General features: G+C 68.2%; 20 protein-coding genes. 14 read left to right on the top strand and 6 right to left on the bottom strand.

Annotated features, from left to right (window positions below):
* Position 1: 1 nt before the first annotated feature.
* From pucL to QX204_RS29840, 3 genes are all read left to right on the top strand, one after another.
* The gene (gene pucL / locus QX204_RS29850; protein WP_301903804.1) at positions 2-907 is read left to right on the top strand and encodes a factor-independent urate hydroxylase; all 906 of its coding nucleotides are present in this window, start codon (positions 2-4) and stop codon (positions 905-907) included.
* Positions 895-2265 carry an 8-oxoguanine deaminase gene (locus tag QX204_RS29845; protein WP_301903803.1) on the top strand — a complete coding sequence of 457 codons (1371 nt, stop codon included), beginning with the start codon at positions 895-897 and terminating at the stop codon, positions 2263-2265. Before pucL ends, QX204_RS29845 begins: the two co-directional genes overlap by 13 nt.
* A 188-nt stretch (positions 2266-2453) precedes the next feature.
* On the top strand, positions 2454-3299 hold the full coding sequence (locus QX204_RS29840) for an FAD binding domain-containing protein (protein WP_301903802.1): 846 nt from the start codon (positions 2454-2456) through the stop codon (positions 3297-3299).
* Between the two features lie 2 nt (positions 3300-3301).
* On the opposite strand, the gene QX204_RS29835 is transcribed toward QX204_RS29840, so the two are convergent.
* A complete protein-coding gene (locus QX204_RS29835) occupies positions 3302-3700 on the bottom strand; it encodes a winged helix-turn-helix transcriptional regulator (RefSeq protein ID WP_301903801.1) in 399 nt (132 codons plus the stop codon).
* Between the two features lie 101 nt (positions 3701-3801).
* On the opposite strand from QX204_RS29835, the gene QX204_RS29830 reads away from it, so the two are divergent.
* The 5 genes from QX204_RS29830 to puuE are packed head-to-tail and all read left to right on the top strand — an operon-like array spanning position 3802 to position 11150.
* Positions 3802-4749, top strand: coding sequence for an NADP-dependent oxidoreductase (locus QX204_RS29830; RefSeq protein ID WP_301903800.1), 948 nt, complete (start codon positions 3802-3804; stop codon positions 4747-4749).
* The gene (locus QX204_RS29825; RefSeq protein WP_301903799.1) at positions 4746-7976 is read left to right on the top strand and encodes a molybdopterin-dependent oxidoreductase; all 3231 of its coding nucleotides are present in this window, start codon (positions 4746-4748) and stop codon (positions 7974-7976) included. Before QX204_RS29830 ends, QX204_RS29825 begins: the two co-directional genes overlap by 4 nt.
* A complete protein-coding gene (locus QX204_RS29820; protein ID WP_301903798.1) occupies positions 7973-9196 on the top strand; it encodes a DUF6986 family protein in 1224 nt (407 codons plus the stop codon). The genes QX204_RS29825 and QX204_RS29820 overlap by 4 nt, the downstream gene beginning before the upstream one ends.
* Positions 9197-9255: 59 nt before the next feature.
* Positions 9256-10233: an allantoicase gene (alc, locus tag QX204_RS29815; protein ID WP_301903797.1), complete on the top strand. Its 978-nt coding sequence runs from the start codon at positions 9256-9258 to the stop codon at positions 10231-10233.
* The gene (gene puuE / locus QX204_RS29810; RefSeq protein ID WP_301903796.1) at positions 10230-11150 is read left to right on the top strand and encodes an allantoinase PuuE; all 921 of its coding nucleotides are present in this window, start codon (positions 10230-10232) and stop codon (positions 11148-11150) included. Before alc ends, puuE begins: the two co-directional genes overlap by 4 nt.
* Before the next feature lie 50 nt (positions 11151-11200).
* On the opposite strand, the gene QX204_RS29805 is transcribed toward puuE, so the two are convergent.
* Together QX204_RS29805 and QX204_RS29800 are read right to left on the bottom strand one after the other, a co-directional pair.
* The gene (locus tag QX204_RS29805; protein ID WP_301903795.1) at positions 11201-11488 is read right to left on the bottom strand and encodes a hypothetical protein; all 288 of its coding nucleotides are present in this window, start codon (positions 11486-11488) and stop codon (positions 11201-11203) included.
* A 74-nt stretch (positions 11489-11562) separates the two neighbouring features.
* Entirely contained in the window at positions 11563-12705 is a 1143-nt protein-coding gene (locus tag QX204_RS29800) for an alpha/beta hydrolase (protein WP_301903794.1), read from the bottom strand.
* Between the two features lie 532 nt (positions 12706-13237).
* Here QX204_RS29800 and aceA point away from each other — a divergent pair.
* The 3 genes from aceA (at position 13238) to metE (ending at position 18078) form a co-directional block, all read left to right on the top strand.
* The gene (gene aceA / locus QX204_RS29795; protein ID WP_067450000.1) at positions 13238-14527 is read left to right on the top strand and encodes an isocitrate lyase; all 1290 of its coding nucleotides are present in this window, start codon (positions 13238-13240) and stop codon (positions 14525-14527) included.
* Positions 14528-14741: 214 nt separating this feature from the next.
* Positions 14742-15563, top strand: a complete 822-nt coding sequence (locus QX204_RS29790; RefSeq protein WP_228537367.1) for a 3-hydroxybutyryl-CoA dehydrogenase — start codon at positions 14742-14744, stop codon at positions 15561-15563.
* A 190-nt stretch (positions 15564-15753) separates the two neighbouring features.
* Positions 15754-18078, top strand: a complete 2325-nt coding sequence (metE, locus tag QX204_RS29785; protein ID WP_301903793.1) for a 5-methyltetrahydropteroyltriglutamate--homocysteine S-methyltransferase — start codon at positions 15754-15756, stop codon at positions 18076-18078.
* 91 nt (positions 18079-18169) lie between these two features.
* Here metE and QX204_RS29780 read toward each other — a convergent pair whose 3' ends face one another.
* Positions 18170-19504 (bottom strand): DUF1254 domain-containing protein, encoded by a 1335-nt coding sequence (locus QX204_RS29780; protein ID WP_301903792.1) that lies wholly within the window; start codon positions 19502-19504, stop codon positions 18170-18172.
* Positions 19505-19637: 133 nt separating this feature from the next.
* A complete protein-coding gene (locus QX204_RS29775; protein WP_301903791.1) occupies positions 19638-20177 on the bottom strand; it encodes a TetR/AcrR family transcriptional regulator in 540 nt (179 codons plus the stop codon).
* 96 nt (positions 20178-20273) lie between these two features.
* On the opposite strand from QX204_RS29775, the gene QX204_RS29770 reads away from it, so the two are divergent.
* Positions 20274-21593, top strand: coding sequence for a phthiocerol/phthiodiolone dimycocerosyl transferase family protein (locus QX204_RS29770; RefSeq protein WP_301903790.1), 1320 nt, complete (start codon positions 20274-20276; stop codon positions 21591-21593).
* 35 nt (positions 21594-21628) lie between these two features.
* Here the strand turns inward: QX204_RS29770 and QX204_RS29765 are convergent, their stop codons facing one another.
* A complete protein-coding gene (locus QX204_RS29765; RefSeq protein WP_301903789.1) occupies positions 21629-22699 on the bottom strand; it encodes a S1C family serine protease in 1071 nt (356 codons plus the stop codon).
* A 130-nt stretch (positions 22700-22829) separates the two neighbouring features.
* On the opposite strand from QX204_RS29765, the gene QX204_RS29760 reads away from it, so the two are divergent.
* Both QX204_RS29760 and QX204_RS29755 read left to right on the top strand, forming a co-directional pair.
* Positions 22830-23882 (top strand): NAD(P)-dependent alcohol dehydrogenase, encoded by a 1053-nt coding sequence (locus QX204_RS29760; RefSeq protein ID WP_301903788.1) that lies wholly within the window; start codon positions 22830-22832, stop codon positions 23880-23882.
* A gap of 114 nt (positions 23883-23996) precedes the next feature.
* Positions 23997-25136, top strand: coding sequence for an AI-2E family transporter (locus QX204_RS29755; RefSeq protein ID WP_301903787.1), 1140 nt, complete (start codon positions 23997-23999; stop codon positions 25134-25136).
* The last annotated feature ends 7 nt before the right edge of the window (positions 25137-25143 follow it).

Below are 25143 nucleotides of genomic sequence, written 5' to 3'. Positions count from 1 at the left end.
GATGGCACTGAATGGTCCGATCGTGTTGACCGATCATCGATATGGCAAGGCCGAGAATCGGGTTGTGCGTTTCTACAAAGAGAACGCGCGCCACGAGATTCGCGACGTGAACGTCTCCACCACCCTGCGGGGCGATTTCGAGGCGGCATACACCGATGGTGACCAGCGTCACGTCCTGCCCACCGATACCCAGAAGCACATGGCTTTCGTCTATTCGAAGAAGCCAGGACTCGACACCATCGAGGACTACGCGATCGCGCTGGCGAAGCATTTCGTCGATGCGGTCGAGCCGGTGTCGAGCGCTCGCATCGACGTGGATTCCTATGGCTGGCAGCGGGTCTCGGTCGACGGTGCCGAACACGATCACACGTGGGTGCGGCAGGGGCCCGAGGTGCGCACGGCCGCGGTGACGGTGGCGGGCGCCGACGCCGAGCAACAGGCCTGGGTGATCGGCGGGATCAAGGATCTGGTGCTGCTCAAGTCGACCGGCTCGGAGTTCGCCGACTTCCTCACCGACGAGTACACGACCCTCGCGCCGACCCATGATCGTGTGCTGGCCACCTCGCTGGTGGTCCAGTGGCGGTTCGCCGAAACCGGTGGATTCGACTGGGACTTGGTGTACGCCGGGATTCGCGCCACGCTGCTCGAGCTGTTCGCGACCACGTACTCCAAGGCGTTGCAGCAAACGCTGTACGCGATGGGAACAGCTGCGCTGGAACGTTTTCCGATGCTCGCCGAGATTCGCCTGTCCGCGCCGAACAAGCACCACTTCGATTACGACCTGGCGCGGTTCGAGATCGAGAACAAGGGTGAGGTCTTCTGGGCGGCCGACCGGCCGTACGGCTCGATCCATGCCACCCTGGCGCGCGCGGACGCACCCGACGCGGGGATCGCGTGGCAGCCGTGAGCGCGCCCGATCTGCTGATCCACGGATGCGCGGTGGTGACCGTCGACGCGGCGGGCACCGAGTACCGCCACGGCTGGGTCACCGTGCGTGGCAACAGGATCGATGCCGTCGGCGAGGGCACGCCGCCGGAATTCGGTCCCGAGGTGGCGCGGATCGACGGGCACGGCTGTGTGCTCACGCCCGGTCTGGTCAACACCCATCACCACCTCTACCAGTGGATCACCCGCGGGCTGGCCGCCGACAACACGCTGTTCGAGTGGCTGACCACGCTCTATCCGGTGTGGTCGCGGATCGACGAGAAATCGGTGCGGACCGCGGCCACCGGCGCGCTGGTCTCGCTGGCGCGCAGTGGCTGCACGACGTCGTCGGATCACCATTACGTGTTCCCGCGTGGCGGCGGCGATCTGCTCGCCGCGGAGATCGGGGCAGCCGCCGAGGTGGGGCTGCGGTTCCATCCGGCGCGCGGGTCGATGGATCTCGGACAGCGCGACGGCGGGCTGCCGCCGGACGCGGTGGTGGAGTCGATCGACGACATCCTGGCCGCGAGTGCCGCGGCCGTCGAGGACTGGCACGACCCGTCCTTCGACGCGATGGTGCGGATCGCGCTGGCCCCATGCTCGCCGTTCTCGGTGACCGCCGATCTCATGCGCGAGTCCGCGGCGCTGGCGCGTTCGACGGGGGTCCGGCTGCACACGCACCTCGCCGAAACCCTCGACGAGCAGCAGTTCTGCCTGGAGAAGTTCGGGTGCACGCCCGCCGAGTACATGGAACAGCTCGGCTGGCTCGGCGAGGACGTCTGGTACGCCCACGCCGTGCATCTCGACGACCCGGCGATCACGGCGATGGCCCGGACCGGGACCGGGATCGCGCACTGCCCGACGTCGAACGGTCGGCTGGGCGCCGGGATCGCGCGCACCGCCGACCTCGTGGCGGCCGGTGTGCCCGTGGGGCTCGGGGTCGACGGCGCGGCCAGCAACGAGTCGAGTTCGATGATCGAGGAGCCGCGCAACGCGCTGCTGTACGCGCGGGCGGTCGGCGGACCGCGGGCGATGACGGTGCGGACCGCGCTGGAACTGGCGACCATGGGTGGCGCGCGGGTGCTCGGACGCGCCGAGGAAATCGGGTCCATCGAGCCGGGCAAGCTGGCGGATCTGGCGCTGTGGCGGCTGGATACCCCCGCGCACGCGGGCATCGAGGACCCTGTTGTCGCGTTGGTGCTCGGGTCGGCCCCGCCGCTGGCCGCCCTGGTGGTGAACGGGCGCGAGGTTGTTCGCGACGATGTGGTGCTGACCGTGGAAGAGGAGTCGGTCGGCGCCGAGGTGGCCCAGGCGCAAGCCACGCTGCTGGCAGGGGCGTGATCGGGCGCAAGGTCTCGGTTGGGGGCGGTGCTCGTCGGCAACGGCGTGCTGAACTGCGGTTTTGCCCGGATCGGCGCACACTGGATGGCGTACACCGGGTTAACCGCGGCGCAATCTGGCGCGGGTTTCGTGCAACATCGTGGCAACTCGCGGCCCCTACTGTGGCCGGTGAGGCAAGCGAGGTGAACGTGGATCTGGATACTGTTTCCGAGGTTGTTCTCGCCCGCGAACGCGCCGATCTGGCACAGGTCGGAGCGGGTAGCGCGGTGCTGGCGGGCGGCACCTTCCTTTTCTCCGAGCCGCACGATCATCTCGACCGGCTGGTCGATATCACCACCCTCGGCTGGGTGCCGCTGACGGCCGGCGCGCGAGGACTGGAGATCGCCGCGACCTGCACGCTGGCGGAGTTCGCCGGTGCCGCGCCCGGCCGTGAACTCGGCACCCCGATGCTGCGGCCGGAGTGGCCGGGGACGGCGCTGTTCGCGCAGTCCTGCCGGGCGCTGCTGGCCTCACACAAGATCTGGCGCACCGCGACAGTCGGCGGGAATGTGTGCCTGTCGCTGCCCGCCGGTGCGGTACTCGGCGCGCTCGTCGCCCTGGACGCCACGGCGGTGGTCTGGCCACGTGGTGGCGGCGAGCGTCGAATCAGCCTGCGCGACTTCGTCACCGGGCCGGGCGAGAATATGCTGGCCTCGGGCACTGTGGTGCGCTCCTTCCTGGTGCCCACTTCGAGTCTGTCGGCGCGCACCAGCTTCCGCAAGATCGCCTTGGCTCCGCTCGGGCGTTCGGGGTCGGTGGTGATGGGCAGACGCGAGGCCGACGACCGCTGCGCGATCACCGTCACCGCGGCGACCGTGCGACCGATCGTCCTCGACTTCGATTCCGTCCCTTCGCGATCCGACCTGACCGACGCGCTGGCCGAACTGGACGACGACGTGTGGTTCGACGACCCACACGGCGCGCCGGACTGGCGCGAGCACGTGACCGGGCTGCTGGTCGCCGAGGTCGCCGCCGAACTCGGGGAGGCGTCGTGAGTTCAGATGGCCGCGTCGTAGGCGGCGCGGGCGGCGAGCACCTGATCCATGTGCTGCTCGGCCCAGCCCTTGATCGTCCGCATCACCGGCAACAACTCCTCGCCCAGCGGGGTGAGCCGGTACTCCACCCGAACCGGCACCTCGGCCAGCACGGTGCGGGTGACCAGTCCGTCGCGTTCGAGATTGCGCAGGGTCTGGGTGAGCATCTTCTGGCTCACGCCCGCCAGCCGTTGGCCGAGTTCGCTGTAGCGCAGCGCACCGTCGGCCAGCGCGTTGATCGCCAGGCTCACCCACTTGTCGCCGATCCGGTCCAGCAGCTGACGCGCCGGGCATTCGGCCACGTAGGCGTTGTAGGCCGCGCCCGCTTCGGCGCGGCGCTCGGCGGCGGTCCGCGTGCTCATCGCTCTCCCTCGCGTGCGGTACGCACTTCGCAGTGCGTACTTCCCGATAGAGAGTAGCTCTCCCTAGGTTCGGTAGATACCTACGGAAGAGAGAAACCATCATGCGCGCAGTTGTCGTCCACATCTTCGGCGGACCGGAAGCACTCGAACTCGTCGAGGTGCCGGTGCCCGCGCCGGGGCCCGGCCAGGTCAGGATCCGGGTGTCGGCGGCCGCGGTGAACCCGGTCGACGCGGTGACCAGGGCCGGTGCGCTGGTCGAGGCCGGGTTGATGGCGCCGCGACCGGTGACCGGGATCGGGTGGGACGTGGCGGGCGAGATCGACGAGATCGGTGCCGGGGTGCACGGCTTCTCGGTGGGGGAGCCCGTGATCGGCCTTCGTGATCTGCTCGACCGCTCGCTCGGCAGTTATGCGGACTACCTCGTGCTCGACGCGTCGGCGGTGGCGGCGGCCCCCCTCGGCCGATCGGCGGTGGAGGCCGCGACGCTGCCGCTGAACGGGCTCACCGCCTTTCAGGCGCTCGATCTGCTCGCGCTCGCCGAAGGCGACAGTCTGCTGGTGACCGGCGCGGCGGGTGCGGTCGGCGGGTTCGCGGTCGAGATCGCCGCGCGGTGGCGGGGGATTCGGGTGATCGCGCAGGCCGGTGACGACGATGCCGACCTCCTGCGCGGGCTCGGTGCGCAGTGGGTGCTGCCCCGCGAGACACCGGATCTGGCCGAGGCGGCTCGTGCGCTGGTGCCCGGTGGCGTGGACGCCGTGCTCGACACCGCGGGCCTGAGCGCCGGAGCGCTGGCCGCAGTGCGCAATCGAGGAGCTTTCGTCACCGTTGTCGGCGGCGCCGATCCGATTCCGTTGCGCGGCATCCGCGTTCACCACACCTGGATCAGCGCCGACGGTGCCGCCCTCGCCACCCTCGCCGGCTACGACCTCGCCCTGCGCGTGGCCGACACGCTGCCACTGGAGCAGGCCGCCGCCGCGCACACCCGACTGGCCGAGGGCGGCCTGCGCGGCCGCCTCGTGCTGACCACGGAACACGGAGGTGGTTCATGAGGCTCGATATCGACGGCCGCGCGGTCGAAGTGAGCGCGCGGCCCGGTCAGTGCCTGCGCACGCTGCTGCGCGAACACGGTGAGCTGGCGGTCAAGAAGGGATGCGACTCCGGCGACTGCGGCGCGTGCTCGGTGTTGCTCGACGGCGAGCCCGTCCACTCCTGCCTGATCCCGGCCCACCGCGCCGCCGACCGTGCGGTGACGACCGCCGCGGGACTCGGCGATGCGGACGGGCCGAACCCGGTGCAGCGCAGCTTCGTGGAGAACGCCGGGTTCCAATGTGGTTTCTGTACCGCTGGAATGGTGGTGACAGCGTCGGGTCTGGCCGCCGTTCGGCCCGACACAGCTGTGGACAACTCTGCTGCCCAGGCAATCACCGACGCCGAACGGGCCGAGCTGTTGAAGGGAAACCTGTGCCGCTGCACGGGTTATCGCGCCATCGCCGACGCTGTGGCCGCACCCTGTGCATCACTGTGCACAACTACCGAGGCCGACTCGGCGCAGCGCCGTTCGGGAGAATCCGGCACGTTGTGCATAGGGGAGGCCGGTCATGAGTCGACCGCTGACCGATTCGACAGTAGTGCGTCGGCCTCGCGCGGCATTACCGAGCAAGTCGCGCAGCGGGCGGGTGCCGGTCGCGGCGCGGAGTCGCAGGTGGAATCGGCGGACGCGGGAACGCTGCCGGACCTGTCTGCGGCTACCACGGCGAGCAGCGATGACGGTCGGTCAGCTCGTTCGCCTGGTGACGAAGTCCGGCCGCGAGGTGACGAGGTGGCGCGAGCGGCTGGGCCGATCGTCGCGGAGGGGCCTGGTGCCGAGTCCTATGTGGGCGGGCATCTGGCCGGCGAGGTCACCGCGGTCTCGGCCGAAGAAGGGCCCGAGGTCGGGGTGTCCGCCGTGTCGGTGGTGGAGGCGCGGGTCGGTGGGGTGATGCGGCGGAAGTATCGGCCGGGCCAGATCGGGGACGGGGTGGGGGCGCCCGCGGGGGCGCGGATCGTGCGGGGTGGGGAGGCGTTCACGATGGACGTGGTGCCGGGGGCGGGGGAGCAGATGCCGCCGGTGGCTCCCTGGCATCTGGCCGTGCTGGCCAGTCCGCACGCGCACGCGCGGATCGTCTCCATCGACGTGGCCGCGGCGCGGGCGGTGCCGGGTGTGCACACGGTGTTGACGCATGTGGATGGTCCGCGGACCGCGTTCTCCACGGCTCGCCACGAACTGCGCGAGGACGATCCGGACGACACCTTCGTGCTCGACAGCACGGTCCGGTTCGTGGGTCAGCGGGTGGCCGCGGTGGTGGGCGAGACCCTGGACGCCGCGCGGGCGGGGGTGCGAGCGCTGCGCGTGGAGTACGAGGTGCTGCCCGCCGTGTTCGAGCCCGAGGCGGCATTGGCCGACGGCGCGCCGTTGCTGCATGCCGACAAGCCGGACTCGGCACGGATCGCCGACGCGCGGCGCAATCTGATCGCCGAGATCCACGGTGGTGTCGGTGATTTCGACGCGGGAATCGAGCAGGCCGCCAAAGTGGTGAGTGGCGTGTGGAATTCACCTCGCGTGCAGCATGTGCACCTGGAGACCCATGGTGGAATCGGCTGGCTCGACGACACGGGCAGGCTCGTCGTCCGTTCGAGCACCCAGGTGCCGTTTCTGGTGCGCGACGAACTGTGCCACCTGTTCGAACTGGATCGAGATCGCGTGCGGGTGTTCGCGACTCGCGTGGGCGGCGGATTCGGGGCGAAGCAGGAGATGCTGGCCGAGGATCTCATCGCGCTGGCCGTGCTGCGCACCGGGCATCCCGTGCAATACGAGTTCACCCGCACCGACGAATTCACCTCGGCCACATGCCGTCACCCGATGCGCGTCGCTGTCACCGTGGCAGCCGACGCGGCGGGGGTCCTGACCGCGCTCTCGGTGGACGTCCTCGCCGACGCGGGCGCCTACGGCAATCACAGCGCGGGCGTGATGTTCCATTCGGTCGGCGAATCGGTGGCCGTCTACCGCTGCCCGAACAAGCGGGTCGACGCGCAAGCGGTGTACACCAACAATGTTCCCTCCGGCGCTTTCCGGGGATACGGGCTCGGCCAGGTGATCTTCGGCGTCGAATCGGCGATCGACGAACTGGCCCGCGAGCTCGGCATCGACCCGTTCGAATTCCGCCGGCGCAATGTGGTGATTCCGGGCGATCAGTTCACCGCCGCCGAAATCGACGAGTCCGACCTGACTTTCGGCAGTTACGGTCTCGACCAATGCCTCGACACCGCACAGCAGGCATTGCGTCGCGGCAACGGTGTCGCGGCGCCCGGCCCGCACTGGCAGGTGGGGGAGGGAATGGCCGTGGCCATGATCGCGACCGTACCTCCGCGCGGACACCACGCCGATGCCACGGCGAGCCTGCTCGCCGATGGGCGCTACGAAATAGGCGTCGGCACGGCGGAATTCGGCAACGGAACCACGACGGTCCACGCCCAGCTCGCGGCGACGGCGCTGGCCACCGCCGCCGAGCGGATCGTCATCCGCCAGTCCGACACCGACGTGGTCGGCCACGACACCGGCGCGTTCGGCTCCACCGGCACCATGGTCGCGGGCAAAGCCTCCTACGCGGCGGCGCTCGAACTGCACGCGATGATGTTGGCGAGGGCGGCCAAGGTGAGCGGCCACCCCGAACGCGACTGCCTGCTCGAAGCGGGCGGGGTTCGCTGCGGCGACGAGCTGATCACCGCGGCCCAACTGCTCGCCGACGGGGAGCTGATCGCCCACGGCACCCACGCGGGCACCCCGCGCTCGGTGAGTTTCAATGTGCACGCGTTCCGGGTGGCGGTCCAGCCCTCGACCGGCACGGTACGGATTCTGCAATCGATCCAGGTCGCCGACGCGGGCACGGTGCTCAACCCGGTGCAGTTGCGCGGGCAGGTGGAAGGCGGGGTCGCGCAGGCACTCGGTACCGCGCTCTACGAGGACATGCGGTCGGAATACGGTGTGGTGACCACTAGGACGCTGCGCCACTATCACGTTCCACAGTTCGCCGATCTGCCCCGCACGGAGGTCTATTTCGCCGAAACGAGTGACGAGTTGGGCCCGCTGGGCGCCAAATCGATGAGTGAGTCCCCCTACAACCCGGTGGCCCCCGCCCTGGCGAACGCGATCCGCGACGCCGTCGGTGTCCGCCCGGACCGATTACCGATGACCGCCGACCGGGTGTGGCGGGCCATCAAGGAAGGAACCGCCGGGTGAATACTCGCCTGCCCGAACATATTCGAGCCCGCATCGACTCCGTTCTCGACTCCGTCGACGCCGAACTGCGCGTGCGCTACCCGGGGGCCGGTGACCGGGTCCAACCCGTGCACACCGCCTACGTTCCCGCCGACCGCGCCACCGCGCAGACCCCCGACGAGTGGGGTGCCACCGCCTCGGAGTTGCTGCATCGCCACGCCGACTTCCTCGTCGGCCTCGACGTCACCGGCTCGCTGCCCGCCGTGCGCCGCCGGCTCGCGGACCGGCCGGTGCAGGACATGCGCATCGACTTCGAGGACGGTTACGGGTTCCGGACCGACGAGGAGGAGGACGCGGCGGCGAAGGTGGCGGGGGAGGCGCTGGCGGCGTGGTCCGAAAAGCCCGGCGCCCCGGTCTCCTTCGGGGTTCGGACGAAAGGGCCGGCCGCCAACGAACGTCGGCGCGCGTTGCGGACCCTCGAACTCGTCCTCGACGGGGCGGGCGGCGCGCTGCCCGGCTTCGTGTTCACGGTGCCGAAGATCCGCGCCGCGGAACAGGTGTCGGCGATCGTCGATCTGTGCACCGGGCTCGAGCGTGGCCACGGCCTGCCCGAACGGTCGCTGCGGTTCGAACTGCAGATCGAGAGCCCGCAGGCGATCATCGCCCCCGACGGCACCGCGCCGATCGTCAAGATGATCCAGCTGGCCGACGGACGCTGTAGCGCACTGCATTTCGGTACCTACGACTACACCGCCGCCTGCGGCATCGCGGCCACCGATCAGGCCCTCGACCACCCCGCCGCCGACTACGCCAAGTCGGTGATGCAGGTCGCGGCCGCGCAGACGGGGGTGTGGATCTGCGACGGTTCCACCCAGATCGTCCCCGATGTCGATCCCGAGGCCGCTATGGCCAACCATCACCGCCTGGTCGACCGAGCGCTGCGTCGCGGCTACTACCAGGGCTGGGACATGCACCCCGGTCATCTGATCACCCGCTGGCTCGCCACCTACGACTTCTTCCGTAGCGCGTCCGAGGTGGCGGTGCCGCGCTTGATCGCCTATCTGGACCGGCGTGGCGGGGGCGTGCTGGACGAGCCCGCCACCGCCGAAGCGCTGGCGAACACCGTGCTGCGTGGCCTGCGGGCCGGGGCGTTCACCGAGGCCGAACTTCTCGCGAAGGCCCCTGACCTGACCGGCGATGTTCTGCTCGACCTCGCCGCTCGGCGGGAGCGTCCGGCATGAGCTACCCGCCGCAAATAGCGGTATACCAGTAATATCGAACCCGACCAGAGGAGGCACCCGTGAGCCGAGTCAACGGCAGCGACGATTTCACCCTGCTCCCGGATCTGGCCGTCCGTACCCTCGGCGGTTCGGTGATCTGGGCGAACGACGAATTCTTCGCGGAGAAGGAGAACCTCGTGAGTCCGGGGCCGTCGGAATACCGGCCGGCGACGTTCGGGCACAAGGGCCAGGTCTACGACGGCTGGGAAACCCGCAGGCATCGCGGCAGACCCGGTGACGATTCGGCCGTCGTGCGCCTGGGCGTACCCGGCGTGATCCGCGGCGTGGTGGTGGACACCGCCTGGTTCAAGGGCAACTTCCCGCCCGAGGTGTCGTTGTCGGCGCTGGCGATCGGGGGTTACCCGCCCGCCGAGGAGATCGCCGCCCGCACCGACTGGGTGACTCTGCTCGACCGCGTGAAGGTCGGTGGCGACAGCCGCAATCCGTTCGCCGTCGACGACGAGAACCGCTGGACCCATGTGAAACTCACCATGCATCCCGATGGCGGCGTGGCCCGCCTTCGCGTGCACGGCGAAGGTCGCCCCGATACCGCGCTCCTCGGTCTCGGCCCGCTCGACCTCGCCGCGCTGGAAAACGGCGCCCTCGTGCTCGACTGCTCGAACCGCTTCTACAGTTCGCCGAACCAGATGCTCTATCCCGGCCTGGCCAGGGAGATGGGCGACGGCTGGGAGACAGCGCGTCGCCGCGACGACGGAAACGACTGGGTGCGCATCAAATTGGCGGGCCCCGGCGCGATCCGTCTCGCCGAGATCGACACCTCCTGCTTCCTGGGGAACAGCCCCGGCTCCGCGTCGCTCACCGGAGTGACCAGTGACGGAACAGAAGTCGAACTCCTGCCGCGCACCGACCTGCTCCCCGACACCCGGCATCGCTTCGCGCTCCCCCTCGTGGCGGCCTCGGTGGTTGAGGTACGACTCGACATCTATCCCGACGGCGGCCTCGCCCGACTGCGCCTCTACGGGGAGCTCAGCGCATGAGCGAGCCTCGCGATTTCGTCGGATACGGACCGAATCCGCCCGACCCGCAGTGGCCCGACGGCGCGCTGATCGCGGTGCAGTTCGTGCTGAATTACGAAGAGGGCGGGGAGAACAACGTCCTCGACGGTTCGCCGCACTCGGAGACCTTTCTCTCCGAGATGACCCCCGCCGACGCTTTTCCGAACCGGCACATGAGCATGGAATCGCTCTACGAATACGGCTCGCGCGCCGGGTTGTGGCGGGTGCTGCGCGCCTTCGAACGGCGCGGCCTACCGCTCACCGTCTTCGCCGTGGCGCAGGCGATGCAACGCAATCCCGAAGCGGTAGCGGCTTTTTCCGAACTCGGCCACGAAATCGCCTGCCACGGACTGCGCTGGAAGTCCTATCAGCTGATCGATCGCGAGAGTGAACGCGCCGACATGGCCGAAGCGGTCCGCGTGCTCACCGACCTCACCGGTGCGGCTCCTCTCGGCTGGTACACCGGTCGCGACTCCCCGAACACCCGCGAATTGGTCGTCGAACAGGGCGGTTTCGTCTACGACTCCGATTCCTACGCCGACGACCTCCCCTACTGGACCGAGGTGCGCGGGCAGAACCACCTCGTGGTGCCGTACACCCTCGACACCAACGACATGCGCTTCTCCTCCGCGGCCGGCTTCGCCAACGGCGACGAGTTCTACGCCCACCTGCGCGACGCCTTCGACGTGCTCTACCGCGAAGGGGCCGAAGGCGCCCCGAAGATGTTGTCGATCGGCCTGCACTGCCGCATCGCGGGCCGTCCCGCCCGCACCGCAGCCCTCGAGCGGTTCCTCGACCATGTCCAATCGCACGAACGGGTGTGGACTACGCGCCGTATCGACATCGCCGAACACTGGCGCAAAGTCCACCCGGCGGGGGTTCGGCTCCTCGGTGACTGATCGCGCGACGTCGACCCCGCTGCGCGCGGGGGTCGACGTCGACTCGGCGCCTACGCCAGACCGCAGCGTTCGATGTTGCTCAGCGTGATCTGTCGATCGGATTCCTTGGCCTGCGGGACGCGGTTGTAGGCGCCGAGGGAATCCATGTACTCGACGAACGTGTTCGCGATCTCTTCCGGCGTCGCATCGGGTTTCGCGGCGCGGACGTTGTCGACCAGGGTGCGGGTGGTGTCGCACTGTTCTTCCTGGGTGAAGATCGGCGGCGGGTCGGCGTGCGCGAAGGCCGGTGCGAGCAGCAGCACGAACGCGGCAAGGACGGCGGATCGAATAATTCTCACGCCTGCGACTGTACGTTCGAAAACATAACGGCCCCAAGCTACTTGGCGTAGCTCGGGGCCGTTTTCGTACCGGGTCAGGAGAACAAGGCGCTGACGAAGGGCACCGAGTCGACCAGGGAGGCGTTGACGGTGCCGTCGTGATCAGTGGGGTAGGTGCGGAAGGTGAGCGGCTGGCGGTCGGCTTGCAGGACCGCGGCGTAGCGCAGGGTCTCGGGGGTGACCACGTCGGTGTCCTGGAGGCCCTGGCCGAGGAAGAGCGGGCGGTCGTAGCCGGATTCGGGCAGGCCCATGTAGTGGGCGAGCAGGCCGTGGACGTCGGGGATCGAGGACATGGGGCGGGCGAACATGCTGCCGATCGAGGGCTTCGCGGCGGCGAGTTCGTCGCCGAGGGGGCCGATGCAGGCGGTCTGGGCGCGGGCGAGCCAGGTGCGGCCGGTGTCGGTGAGCAGGCCGTCGATGTCCAGGTCGGGGTAGGTGGTGCGCAGGCCGCTGAGGATGTACAGCACGTAGGCGGTGAGGTGTGAGCTCAGGGCGACGGGAGGCACGCCGGGGCCGAGCAGTTGGATGACGTCCTCGATGTAGGCGGGGACGCCGGTGCCCACGCCACCGCGGTAGTCCAGGTCGGGACCGCCGAATTCGGTGGCGTAGCGGGCGGTGAACACCGCGGCGCCCGCGCCTTGGGACTGGCCGACCACGGCCCACCTGTTCGACAGGGACGAGTACTGCTCGGTCGCGGCCTTCACCGCGTCGACCACGTTGTGCGCTTCGGCGACGCCGTTGAGGTAGGGATGTTCGCCGGGGCCGCCGAGGCCCGCGTAGTCGGCGGCGACGATCGCGTAGCCCTGGTTCAACCAGGCGCCGAGGTAGGCCCAGTCGCGCTCGATCGCGGCGGGTCCGGCCACGCTGTAGGCGCAGTCGTCGCCGAGTCCGACGGTGCCGTGGGCCCACGCGATCACCGGCCAGCCGCCCTGCGGGGCCTGGCCCGCGGGGAAGTACACGGCCGCGCTGGTGGTGGTCGGCTGGTCGCCCGCGGTGGTCGAACGGTAGAGCAGGCGCTCGGCCCGGGCGGAACCGGGCAGGGTCGCCGCGGCGGACAGCGACTCGACGCCGACGACCGTGCCCGCCGCGTCGGACGGTTGCGCGCTCGCCACCGGTACCAGGCTCAATGCCGCCGCCAATACGGTCAGCGATGCCGCCGCCATCCTCGAAATCCTCATGGACCCACTCTTTCGTCTTCCGAGCAACCTGTCTCGGTGGGTGAGTGTCTCGCACGCGGTTCGGTGCACCCACTTCTGGGGGCGATGGGGGAATCCGCGCGTCGTGACCGAATCGAGTGACGACACGCACATCATTCGTGTCCGGCGTGGTGTGTGAAACGACTCACACGCTGGAAGGCTCGGGAGTGTCGGAGGGCGCCCACCCGATGATCGCTAACAGTACGAGCGTTATGCTAAAACTCCTGGTCAGCGCTACCCGTCGGTAGGCCCGATGCTTGCAATCCGCCCGCTAATTTCGCAAAGTTAGCAAACGCGTCGTCAAAACTAGCTGAGATTCACACAACCAACAGGTAGACGGCTATTTCCGGGTGTGCCATTGTTTGGAAGTACACCCCTTGGGCCCTAGTAAGTCCTAGCAAGCCTGCAAATTGCTCCAGCAGTACGAGATGTGCAACCGAAAGCCTTCAGCCGCCGGTTGATTCGCACGCCGACTGCGTGGAGCACCGACCACACGAGGAAGTGGAGTCAAGAGATGTCTCTCCCCGGCACCCCGAAGACCGCAGCGGAAATCCAGCAGGATTGGGACACCAACCCGCGTTGGAAGGGCCTGACCCGCACCTACTCCGCCGAGCAGGTTTCCAAGCTGCAGGGCAACGTCGTCGAGGAGCACACCCTCGCCCGTCGCGGTTCGGAGATCCTGTGGGACCTCGTGAACAACGAGGACTACATCAACTCGCTGGGCGCCCTCACCGGCAACCAGGCCGTGCAGCAGGTTCGCGCCGGCCTGAAGGCCATCTACCTGTCCGGTTGGCAGGTCGCCGGTGACGCCAACCTGTCCGGCCACACCTACCCGGACCAGTCGCTGTACCCGGCGAACTCGGTTCCCGCGGTCGTGCGTCGCATCAACAACGCCCTGTCGCGCGCCGACGAGATCTCCAAGGTCGAAGGCGACGAGTCGGTCAAGAACTGGCTCGCCCCGATCGTGGCCGACGCCGAGGCCGGCTTCGGTGGCGCCCTGAACGCCTACGAGCTGCAGAAGGCCATGATCGTGGCCGGCGCCGCCGGTGTGCACTGGGAAGACCAGCTGGCTTCGGAGAAGAAGTGCGGCCACCTCGGTGGCAAGGTGCTGATCCCCACCCAGCAGCACATCCGCACCCTGACCTCCGCGCGTCTGGCCGCCGACGTCGCCGACGTGCCGTCGGTGATCATCGCCCGCACCGACGCCGAGGCCGCCACCCTCATCACCTCCGATGTGGACGAGCGCGACCGTGAGTTCCTGGACGGCACCCGTACCGCCGAGGGCTTCTTCGGTGTGAAGAACGGCATCGAGCCCTGCATCGCGCGTGCCAAGGCCTACGCCCCCTTCGCCGACCTCATCTGGATGGAGACCGGTATCCCGGATCTCGAGGTCGCGCGCAAGTTCGCCGAGTCGGTTCGCAGCGAGTTCCCGGACCAGCTGCTGGCCTACAACTGCTCGCCTTCGTTCAACTGGAAGGCGCACCTGGACGACGCGACCATCGCGAAGTTCCAGCGTGAGCTCGGCGCGATGGGCTTCAAGTTCCAGTTCATCACCCTGGCGGGCTTCCACTCGCTCAACTACGGCATGTTCGACCTGGCGCACGGCTACGCTCGCGAGGGCATGACCGCGTTCGTCGACCTGCAGGAGCGCGAGTTCAAGGCTGCCGCCGAGCGTGGCTTCACCGCCATCAAGCACCAGCGTGAGGTCGGTGCCGGCTACTTCGACACCATCGCCACCACCGTCGACCCCAACACGTCGACCGCCGCCCTGAAGGGCTCCACCGAAGAGGGTCAGTTCCACTGATCCCCCTCGGAGTTGCTTTGACCGGCAACGCCTTTCCTCTACTCCGGTAGGGGTGTACGCCCTCCCTCGCCGATCAGCCCTCGGTGAGGGAGGGCATCCCTATACTTTGGTCGCTATGACCTCCCCAGCCACCCCACAGCCAGACACACAGCAGGAGCGGGACGTGAGCAGCAGCGAGAAGATTCAGCGCGTTGGCATCATCGGCGCCGGACAGATGGGCGCGGGCATCGCGGAGGTGTGCGCACGCGCGCACGTCGACGTCCTCGTCTACGAGACCACCCGTGAACTCGCCGCTGCGGGTCGCGCCCGCATCCTGCGTTCGCTGGATCGTGGCGTGAGCAGTGGCAAGATCACCGAGCGTGAGCGCGAGCAGGCCGCATGGCGGCTGCGCTTCACCTCCGATCTGAGCGACTTCGCCGATCGTCAGCTGGTGGTCGAGGCCGTTGTCGAGAACGAAGAGGTCAAGACGGCCATCTTCGCCGAGCTGGACAAGGTCGTCACCGACCCCAACGCCGTGCTCGCCTCCAACACCTCCTCGATCCCGATCATGAAGATCGCCGTCGCCACCGCCAACCCCGAGCGCGTGGTGGGTCTGCACTTCTTCAACCCGGTGCCGGTGCTGCCGCTGGTCGAGCTGGTCACCACGCTCAAGACCAGCGAACCGGTCGCCAAGCGCGCCGAGCAGTTCGCCGCCGAGATCCTGGGTAAGCAGATCGTGCGCTCGGCCGACCGCTCCGGTTTCGTCGTCAACGCGCTGCTGGTGCCGTACCTGCTCTCGGCCATCCGGATGGTCGAGTCGGGCTTCGCCACCAAGGACGACGTCGACAAGGCGATGGTGCTCGGCTGTGCCCACCCGATGGGCCCGCTGGCGCTGACCGACCTCGTCGGCCTCGACACCGTGAAGTCCATCGCGGACTCGATGTACTCCGAGTTCAAGGAGCCGCTCTACTCGGCTCCGCCGCTGCTGATGCGCATGGTCGAAGCCGGGCTGCTCGGTAAGAAGACCGGAGCCGGGTTCTACCAGTACGGCAAATAGAAGTTTGCTCACCGGAGGCCACCGACATCAGCTGCGACGCGATGCCGGTGGCCTTCGGCCTTTTCCAGGTGGTTTGCAGGGGGAACGGCGAAGGGCCGTTCTCGCGGCCTAAGCTGCTGTTGCCGGACGCGCGTGCGCATCCGGTGTTATGTCGAGTGCAGCGTGTGATCGAAAGGGAGTATCGGCGGTCATGGTCAACGTCACCGATGGATTCGGGTCGAGCGTTCTCGGATACCCGAGGATCGGTCCGCACCGAGAGCTCAAGCGCGCGCTCGAGTCGTACTGGCGCGGATCGCTCGAACGCGAGGAACTGCTCACGGTAGGACGCGATATCCAGGAGCGTCAGTTCAACGAGCTGGCCGCCACCGGACTCTCGCAGGTGCCGGGTAACACCTTCTCCTTCTACGACCACATCCTCGACAACGCGCTGTTGTTCGGTGCGGTGCCCTCGCGTTTCAAGGAATTCCAAGAGGGTCTGGACCCGCTGGACTTCTACTTCCTGATGGCGCGCGGCAACCCGGACACCCCGCCGCTCGAGCTGGTGCGATTCTTCGGCACCAACTACCACTACCGTCAGCCCGAACTCGACGCCGACACCACGTTCTCGCTGCATCCCGAGGCCCTGCTCGACGAGTGGGACCGGGCGGCCGCCCGTGGGATCGAGCTGCGTCCGGTGGTGCTCGGGCCGGTGTCGCTGCTGCTGCTGTCGAAGGCCGGGCACGTGCCGGGCGAGACCGAGTTCGACACGTTGAGCCTGCTCGATCAGCTGCTGCCGTTCTACGAAGAGCTGTTCGAGATCCTCGCCAAGCGCGGGTCGACCTGCGTGCAGCTCGACGAGCCCTGCTTCACCGGTGAGCGCACGCCCGCCGAGCTGGCTGCGTTCGAGAAGGCCTACAACCAGCTGGCGAAGGCGCCGTTGCGTCCGCGCATCCTGGTCACCGGGCAGTACGGCGACTTCGGCGAGGCGTTGCGGATTCTGGCCGCGAGCAATGTCGAGGCGATCGGCCTCGACCTGGCGTCCTACCGAATGCAGCCGGAGGAACTGGCGGCGATCCCCGGCATCAAGCGCAAGCGGATCTACGCCGGTGTCATCAGCGGTCAGAACGTGTGGCGCGCCGACCGGGTGGTCACGCTGAACTACCTGAACGCGATCGCCGAGGTGTGCCCGGATCTGGTGGTGTCGACCGGCACCACGCTGCTGCACGTGCCCTACGACGTGCTCGCCGAGTACGACATCGAGGGCAATGTCGCCGACCGGCTCGCCTTCGCGAAACAGAAGGTGGGCGAGGTCGTCTCGCTCGCCAAGGCGCTCACCGAGGGCCCGTCGGAGAACTGGCGCAAGCGGCCCACCGAGGTGCACTTCAAGCAGAAGCACGCGGTGCGCCAGCGCGTGTACGCCGTGACGCCGCAGATGCGCGAACGCGCGCCCTACGACGAGCGGGCGGCCGCGCAGCAGGAACGGTTGAACCTGCCGCTGGTGCCCGCCACCACGCTCGGTTCGTTCCCGCAGAGCGGCAAACTGCGTCAGGCCCGCCACGAGGTGTCCTCGGGACGGCTGTCCGACGACGACTACCGCAAGCTGGTCGAGGCCGAGATCGAGGCGACGATCCGGCTCCAGGAAGACATCGGCCTCGACGTGTTCGTGCACGGTGAGCACGAGCGCAACGACATGATCCAGTTCTTCGCCGAACAGCTCGACGGCTTCGCGACCACCCGTTTCGGCTGGGTTCAGGTGTACGGCTCGCGGTGTGTGCGCCCGCCGATCGTCTACGGCGATGTGGCGCGGCCCGCGCCGATGTCGGTGGAGTGGACCACCTACGCGCAGTCGCTCACCGACAAGCCGGTGAAGGGCATGGTCACCGGGCCGGTCACGATGCTGGCGCGCTCGTTCGTCCGCCAGGATCAGCCGCTCTACGAGACGGCCGATCAAGTGGCACTTGCCATCCGGGACGAAGTGGTGGACCTGGAGAAGGCCGGGATCGCGATCATCCAGGTCGACGAACCCGCCATCCGTGAGCTGCTCCCCGCCCGCCCGCGCGGCCGCGAGGAGTACCTGCGCTGGGCGGTCGCCGCGTTCAAGCTGGCCACCTCGGGCGTGCGGTCCGACACCCAGATCCACACCCACATAGGCTATTCCGGCCGCACCGAGGTGGTCGACGCGATCGATCAGCTCGATGCCGACGTCACCGCGATCGTGGCGACCCGCTCGATCGAATGGGTCATCGAGGCGCTCACCGAGGACCTCTCCTCCGGCCACGGCCTCACCCACGGCGTCGGCCCCGGCGTGTACGAGAGCCGCTCGGCCCGCATCCCCGATATCGACGAATTCGACGAGCTGCTCACCCAGGCCGCGGATGCCGTGACCCCGCAACGGTTGTGGGCCAACCCCGACGGCGGCCTCAAGACCCGTCACTACTGGCAGCTGGAGCCGTCGTTGCGGAACATGGTGGCCGCGGCTCGCCGGGTCCGCCGACGGGCGCTCGCCGCGCAGGCGGCTGCCGCGACCGAGGAGTAAGCGAACAGGGCAAGGGGCGCACCGGATTCCGGTGCGCCCCTTTTGTCTGGGCGAACGGGCACAGCGTGATTCGGAATTCGCGTGCCGGGGGTCAGGTCCTGGTGATCGGGGGGAGGACGTAGGACTGGTTCAGGACTGCCTGTTGGGGCTGGTACATGCGCAGGCAGGGGCGGAAGTCGCCTTCGGGAGCGGGGAGCCAGTTGGCGCGGGCCTTGGGGTCGACGGGTTCGGCATGGCTGATGGTGATCGTGAGCGCGCCGTTGTCGTCGTAGACGAGGCCGGGGGTGCGGTCGCCGATCGAGTAGCGGTCGATCGGGTTGGCGCACAGGTAGAAGTCCGGGGTCGAGTACATGGTGATCGACCAGAAGGCGTCGACCGGCGGGGTCGGGTCGAGGCGGAGGGTGTAGGAGTTCGCGCCGGTCAACTGCCGGCCGGTGCCGTCGGTGTAGATCATCGCGTAGGCGGCCTCGTAGGCGTGGTTGCCCCAGAGTCCGGCCTTGGCGGCGACGGCGCGAGCGAGGATTCGCTGTGTCGGGTCGGTGATCTTGAAGTTCTCGTCGTCGACCGTGCCGACCTCGAAGAAGTCGATGTTGTAGTCGAAGAGGTGCAGCGTCAACTGCCAGCCGTTCTCCCCGGCGCCCGCCCCGCCCTTCGTCGCGTTGCTCAGTTCTTCCTGGCCCTCGCCCAATCCGGCGCGCAGCGCGGACGCACGGTCCGGGTCCAGCGACAGGTAGGGCGAGGCGCCCGCTGTCGTCAGGCCGATCGACGCGAACGGTTCCTGGAGCGCGAGATCGCGCCGCGCGGGCGGAAAGGCCTGCGACCAGACCCGGACTTTCTCGAGGAACATCAGGTCGGGGGCGACCGCCGGATCCGGCGACGGAAGTCCCCTCGGCTGGGCGGCCCCGTCGGCGGCGGTCAAGGTCAGCGCGTCCTGCAAGGCGTGCACGGCGGGGAGATCGGCCTCGCCTTCGCAAGCCCATCGGCCGACGATCACGCCGACAACGGTGGGGAAATGGATGACCGTCGCGGCATCGGGGGCGGTACCGGTCCAGCCCGGCGGTACCAGGAGGTAGTCGCCCGCGCGGTTTCCGGTGGCCCGCGTGCCGACGTAGGCGAAGTTGTCGGTCCAGGCGTCGATGAACTGCATGACGTAGTACCGATCCCTGGCATCCGGCACGTGGAAGGTCACTGGGCCGACGGAAAGGTCGATCAGGGCGATCGAGTACACGGTGTCGTTGTTGACCGAGACGAAAGTCGCCGAGGCGCCTGCGAGGGTGCGGGCATGAGAGAAGCCGTTGAACGGCGTCGCGGGGAGATCGCCGATGCCCTCGTGGAGCAATCGCTCGATCGAATCGAGATTGAAGACCAGGGGGAATCCATACAGGTAGGCCTGTGCGGTCAATTCGGGCACGTTCTGATCCGGCATGTGCGCTCCTCGTCCTGGCGTCCACGTCGCGCGATCATGATCGACCGCGCGAGACCAGCATCCGTCGGCACCCGGGCGGCGCGCCTCGCCCGGAGCGGGTGAAATCGCTGCGAGGGTTCGGTGGTCGAGCTGGTCAGGCGCGGATCATGGCGCGGGCGCCCGCGGTGAGCTCGGGCGCGGTGGGGGCGTTGTCCGGATCGATCAGCCACTGTAGGAGCAGGCCGCCGATCATCGTCTGCAGAATCGCGCCGACATTGCTGTCGCCGTTGCCGAAGGCCTCGGTCAGACCGGCCCGGGCCCGTCCCTGGGCGTGAGCGAGTTCGGTGCGCAGCTCGGGCGAGTGCAGCGCCTGGTTGAGACATTCGGCATTGGCGTGCCACAGCGGCGCGTTCTCCACGAATGAGGTGATCAGGCTGTGCCAGAACGCTTCGAGGCGGGCGGTGGGATCGGCCGGATCGCTCGCGGGCAGTGCGTCGAGGATCTGCGTCACCGCGCTCGCGCTCGATTCCAGCATCGCCTGTTGGAGCAGCTTGTCGCGCGTGCCGAAGTGGTAGTTGATGGCCGCGAGGTTGGTGCCGGAGGCGGCGACGATATCGCGCACGGTGGTGCGGGCGTAGCCGCGTTCGGCCAGGCACTGCTTGGCGGCTTCCAGGAGATCTTCGCGCGTTCCCACCCGCGCACGATAGCAAGCGACGCATACGCCTGTTCGTGACAGACGTTTCAAACAAACGTCAGTGACAGGCGTATGAAACGGATGTATGTTTCGACTATGACTTCTCGGCGACCGATCTCCCCGTTCGAATCCAGCTTCTTCGGCACCGGCACGACCATCGGCAGCGTGCCGACCGGCGGGATGCCACTGTTTCTCGGCACCACGGTGCACGGCGTGCTCGACCCCGCGATCCTGCGGACAGTGCTCGACGAACTCGCCGCGGCGCATCCGCTGCTGCGCAGTCGGGTGGTGACCGACGACGGCGTCGGCCATTTCGTCCGTGACGACGAGTTCCGGCCTCGACTCGACATCGTCGAAGGCGGGGAAGCCGAGTATCTGGCGCTGGTCAACGGGCCGAGGGACTGGAGTGACGGGCTGTTTCGCGCGTACCTGCTGCGGGCGGGTCTGCGTCAGCAGATCGTGTTGGTCGTCCATCACGGAATCTCCGATGGCAGATCGGGATTCGCGTTGCTCGGGCAGCTGTGGCGGCACTACACGGCGCACGCGACCGGTGTCGCTGTGCCGGAAGCGAATTCGGATCAGGCGCTGCCCGCGGCCATGGATACCCGGCTGGCCGAAGTGGTTTCGGTCGAAGCGGCCGAAGCATGGCTGAACGACATCAGGGCAGGCGCGGCGACGATGGGCCCCGAGGACGCGCCGCGAACACTGCCCCGCGATGGTTCCGATACCGATCCGCTCGGCCGATTCGCGATGCAGCGCATCGAACTTCCGCTCGGCCGATTCGCGATGCAGCGCATCGAACTGAGCGCCGAGGAAACCGCCGGACTCGTGACAGTGGCGCGCGCCCATGGCCTCTCGGTGACGAGCGTGCTCGCCGGTACGGCGCTGACCGCCTTCCGAACTCGTTTTCCCGAATCAGGCTCCTTGCCGATGTTCTGTGGGTACGCGGCCGACGTTCGCGCGGAATTCGACCCGCCGGTACCCGCCGAGACGGTCGTCAACTTCGCCTCGGGCGCGGGCGTTCTGGTCCACGCGAGCGGCGAAACCACCCAGCTCGAACTGGCTCACGCGATCGAGACCGGCCTGCGCGCCGGCCTGGACCGCCGCGAACCCGCCCACTTCCCCCTCGCCGCCCAACTCGTCGACGACGAACTCACCGCCGCGCTCCTCTCCGCGCCCCCCACCATCGCCATCTCCAATATCGGCCGCCTGCAACCCCATTCGATCCCCGACGACATCGCCTTCGTCCGCGACGACGTCTACGCCATGGGCCCGGCCATGCCCCCGAAACTCACCACCTTCACCATCGCGGGCCGCCTCACCCTCCAACTCGAATACGACACCGCCCTCTACCGCCGAACCCACATGGAAAAGCTCCGCCTCACCCTCGTCGAACTCCTCCAAACCCTCGAGTGACACGGCGGGAGTGCCGCATGGGTCGGGGTGAGTGGTCAGTTGGGTGTTCCGTAGGCGAGTACGGCCTCGACGGTGCGGGTGGTGCCGTCGGGGGCGGTGACGTCGAGGCGGATCGCGTCGGCGGGCTTGCGGAGATTGATGGCGGCGCTCAGGGCCTTGGCGGTGGTGATCGAGACGCCGTCGACCGCGGTGATCACGTCGCCGATGGTGATACCGGCCTCGCGGGCGGGCTGGCCGTAGAAGGCCCAGCTCACCTGGGCACCGGCGGGCCTGGCGTCGATGACCTGTACGCCGAGGGTGGCGGTGGGGCCGATGTGGACGGTGTCTGTCGGGGTTCCCGAACGGATCTGGGCCACGATGCGCATGGCGGTGTCGATCGGGACGGCGTAGCCGTTGGCCGGCTTGCCCTCGGCCCTGGCGTGCTCGCCGGAGGCCGCTGTGATCACCCCGACCACCGCCCCTGACGCGTCGGCCAGCGCGCCGCCGGACTGCCCGCCCATCACCGGCGCGGCGACCTCCACCATCCCCTTCAGCGCCTTGCGGGTCAGGTCGGCGGAGTTCATGGCGACGATCGTCGCGTCCAGATCGGTGATCGGACCCGCGACCGAGGTCGGCTCGCCGCCGTCGCCGCCCGCGTCGCCGATGGCCAGCACATCCTGGCTGATCCGCAGGTCGGCGGAGGTGCCGAGCCGGGCGGTCGGTAATCCCTGAGCCCCGGCCAACGACAGCAGCGCGATGTCGGCGCCGGAGTCGTAGCCGAGCACGGTCGCCTCGTAGACGAGTCCGTTGGCGATATCGGTGACGCTCAGCGCCTCAGCGCCCTTGATCACATGATGACTGGTCAGAATCTGTCCGTCGGAGGTGAGCACGATCCCCGATCCGGCCGCCCCGATGCCGAAACCGGCCGCGTCGACATCGATATTGACCAGAACCGATTCCATCTGCCCCGCGACCAGCGCGGGGTCCAGCGGCACCAGTACGGGCGCCTGCGCCTGCGCCACGAACTCCGGCTCGACCAGGGCGAACTCTCCGCGATACCCGAGGAACGCGCACACCCCGACCAGCGCGACCAGCATGGTCGCCAGCACTCGTCCGACACGCTTCACAGCACATGTCCTCTCTCGCGAGCCGACCAATCCATTGTGACCGGTTTTCGGCGCCCGCCGGTCTCGATACGGACGCGGTCGGAGCGCGGCCTACTTGGCAAAGCACGCATGCGGCTGTAGGCATGTAGCCATGAGCACCGCTGCCGCCTACGCCAAGCCCTCTGCTGACGGGGCCTTCGAAAAGGTCACGATCGAACGTCGCGAGGTCGGTCCCGACGATGTGCTGATCGATATCAAGTACGCCGGTATCTGCCATTCCGATATCCACACCGCGCGCGACGAGTGGGGTGGCGCGCAGTACCCGTGCGTGCCGGGTCACGAGATCGCGGGCATCGTCGCCGCGGTCGGCTCGTCGGTGCGCAAGTACCAGGTCGGTGACCGGGTCGGCGTCGGCTGCCTGGTGAACTCGTGCGGGAAGTGTGTGCCGTGCCTGGCGGGCGAGGAGCAGTACTGCTCCAACGGTCCCACCTGGACCTATAACTCGCGCGTCCCCGAAACCGCGCAGCCGGGCGGGTACACGATGGGCGGCTACTCCACCCAGATCGTGGTGGACGAGAGCTTCGTCGTCGCGATCCCCGAGGGCATCGGCCTCGACGTCGCCGCGCCGCTGCTGTGCGCGGGCATCACGCTGTTCTCGCCGCTGAAGCACTGGAACGCGGGACCGGGCAAGAAGGTCGCGATCATCGGGATGGGCGGGCTCGGGCACGTCGGCGTGAAGATCGCGGCGGCGCTGGGCGCGGAGGTGACGGTGCTGAGCCAGTCGCTGCGCAAGCGCGACGACGGCCTGCGCATGGGGGCCCACCACTACTACGCCACCAGCGACAAGGAAACCTTCCGTCAGCTGCGCGGCCAGTTCGACCTGATCATCAACACCGTCTCGGCCGACCTGCCCATCGACAGCTACCTGCGCCTGCTCGCCCTCGACGGCACCCTGGTGATCCTCGGCCTGCCGGAGAACCCGATGAGCGTCACCGGGCGCAACCTCGCCGGTTTCCGCCGGTCACTGGCCGGTTCGATGATCGGTGGCGTCGCGCAGACCCAGGAGATGCTGAACTTCTGCGCCTCGCACGGGATCGGCGCGGAGATCGAACTGATCTCCGCCGACGAGATCGACTCCGCCTACGACCGCGTGGTCGCCAGCGATGTCCAGTACCGGTTCGTGATCGACACCGCCACGGTGTAGCTGTTCGAGTCGGCGGTACGCGCGCCGACGGGCTGGTGGGCGCTCGTCCTGGGTACCGTGACATTCGTGGTTGCCCAGGACGAATCAGCTGAACCTGCCGCACGGTCCGGCGACATGAGGACCCTGCCCGCCTTCTGGTCGGTGCGAACACCACCGCGCTGGCTGCCGAGGGCGCTGCTGTACATCGTGCTCGCGGTGGCCGGGTTGATCGCGGCGTTCTGGGTGCTCGGCAAGATGCAGGGCCTGCTGACCGTACTGCTGGTGTCGATCTTCCTCGCCTTCGCGATCGAACCGGCGGTGAATTGGCTTGCCGCGCGCGGTGTTCGGCGTGGGGCGGGCACCGGCGCGGTGTTCTTGGCCCTGCTGGTGGTGATCGTCGCGTTCGTGTGGACGCTGGGCGCGCTGCTGGTCAACCAGGTGACCATGCTGGTGGCGAACGCCCCCGACTACGTCCAGGATCTGGTGAACTGGGTCAATTCGACCTTCCACCAGGATATTTCGGGTGACGACCTGACCAAGTACGCCTCGGAGTGGAGTTCCACGATCGAGAAGTATCTGGTGGGTCTGGCCGGAAACGTCTGGGGCATCGGCACTGTCGCGATCGGCGCGCTGTTCCAGCTGCTCGGGGTGCTGCTGTTCACCTTCTACTTCGCCGCCGACGGCCCGCGTTTCCGCACCTGGGTGTGTTCGCTGCTGCCGCCGAGAAAGCAGAAGCATGTGCTGCGGGCCTGGGACATCGCGGTCGAGAAAACCGGCGGCTACATCTACTCGCGGGCCCTGCTCGCGCTGTGCTCGGCGATCGCGCACTATGTCGCGCTGCGGGTGCTCGATGTGCCGTCGGCGTTCGCCTTGGCGCTGTGGGTCGGCGTCGTCTCCCAGTTCATCCCGACCGTCGGCACGTATATGGCCGGTGCGCTCCCGGTGCTGGTCGCCCTGGTGCACGACCCGATCAGCGCCCTGTGGATCCTGCTGTTCATCGTCGCCTATCAGCAGTTCGAGAACTACGTTCTGCAGCCGCGCATCACCGCGACCACCCTGGACATGCACCCGGCGGTGGCCTTCGGGGCGGTGATCGCGGGTGCCGCGTTACTCGGGCCGACCGGCGCTCTGCTCGCGATTCCAGTCACCGCCACGCTGCAAGGTTTCGCGGGCGCGTATGTGCGCCGCTACGAGGTCACCGAAGAGGTCGACGCGCCGCCGTCGAAGAAGAAGCGCAAGAAGGCCGAGTCCGAAGCCGCATCCACCGACGAATAGGCAGCTC

Source organism: Nocardia sp. PE-7 (assembly GCF_030486425.1).
GTDB classification, from domain to species: Bacteria; Actinomycetota; Actinomycetes; order Mycobacteriales; family Mycobacteriaceae; genus Nocardia; species Nocardia salmonicida_A.
The sequence above is the reverse complement of the archived record's forward strand: the minus strand, read 5'-3'. Positions and strand labels throughout refer to the sequence as shown.

Coding starts and splice junctions, on each gene's coding strand:
- pucL (WP_301903804.1), top strand. CDS start 2: ATGGCACTGAATGGTCCGATCGTGTTGACCGATCATCGATATGGCAAG.
- QX204_RS29835 (WP_301903801.1), bottom strand. CDS start 3,700: ATGAGCACGCGGACCGCCGCCGAGCGCCGCGCCGAAGCGGGCGCGGCC.
- QX204_RS29830 (WP_301903800.1), top strand. CDS start 3,802: ATGCGCGCAGTTGTCGTCCACATCTTCGGCGGACCGGAAGCACTCGAA.
- QX204_RS29825 (WP_301903799.1), top strand. CDS start 4,746: ATGAGGCTCGATATCGACGGCCGCGCGGTCGAAGTGAGCGCGCGGCCC.
- puuE (WP_301903796.1), top strand. CDS start 10,230: ATGAGCGAGCCTCGCGATTTCGTCGGATACGGACCGAATCCGCCCGAC.
- QX204_RS29800 (WP_301903794.1), bottom strand. CDS start 12,705: ATGAGGATTTCGAGGATGGCGGCGGCATCGCTGACCGTATTGGCGGCG.
- aceA (WP_067450000.1), top strand. CDS start 13,238: ATGTCTCTCCCCGGCACCCCGAAGACCGCAGCGGAAATCCAGCAGGAT.
- QX204_RS29790 (WP_228537367.1), top strand. CDS start 14,742: ATGGGCGCGGGCATCGCGGAGGTGTGCGCACGCGCGCACGTCGACGTC.
- metE (WP_301903793.1), top strand. CDS start 15,754: ATGGTCAACGTCACCGATGGATTCGGGTCGAGCGTTCTCGGATACCCG.
- QX204_RS29780 (WP_301903792.1), bottom strand. CDS start 19,504: ATGCCGGATCAGAACGTGCCCGAATTGACCGCACAGGCCTACCTGTAT.
- QX204_RS29770 (WP_301903790.1), top strand. CDS start 20,274: ATGACTTCTCGGCGACCGATCTCCCCGTTCGAATCCAGCTTCTTCGGC.
- QX204_RS29760 (WP_301903788.1), top strand. CDS start 22,830: ATGAGCACCGCTGCCGCCTACGCCAAGCCCTCTGCTGACGGGGCCTTC.
- QX204_RS29755 (WP_301903787.1), top strand. CDS start 23,997: ATGAGGACCCTGCCCGCCTTCTGGTCGGTGCGAACACCACCGCGCTGG.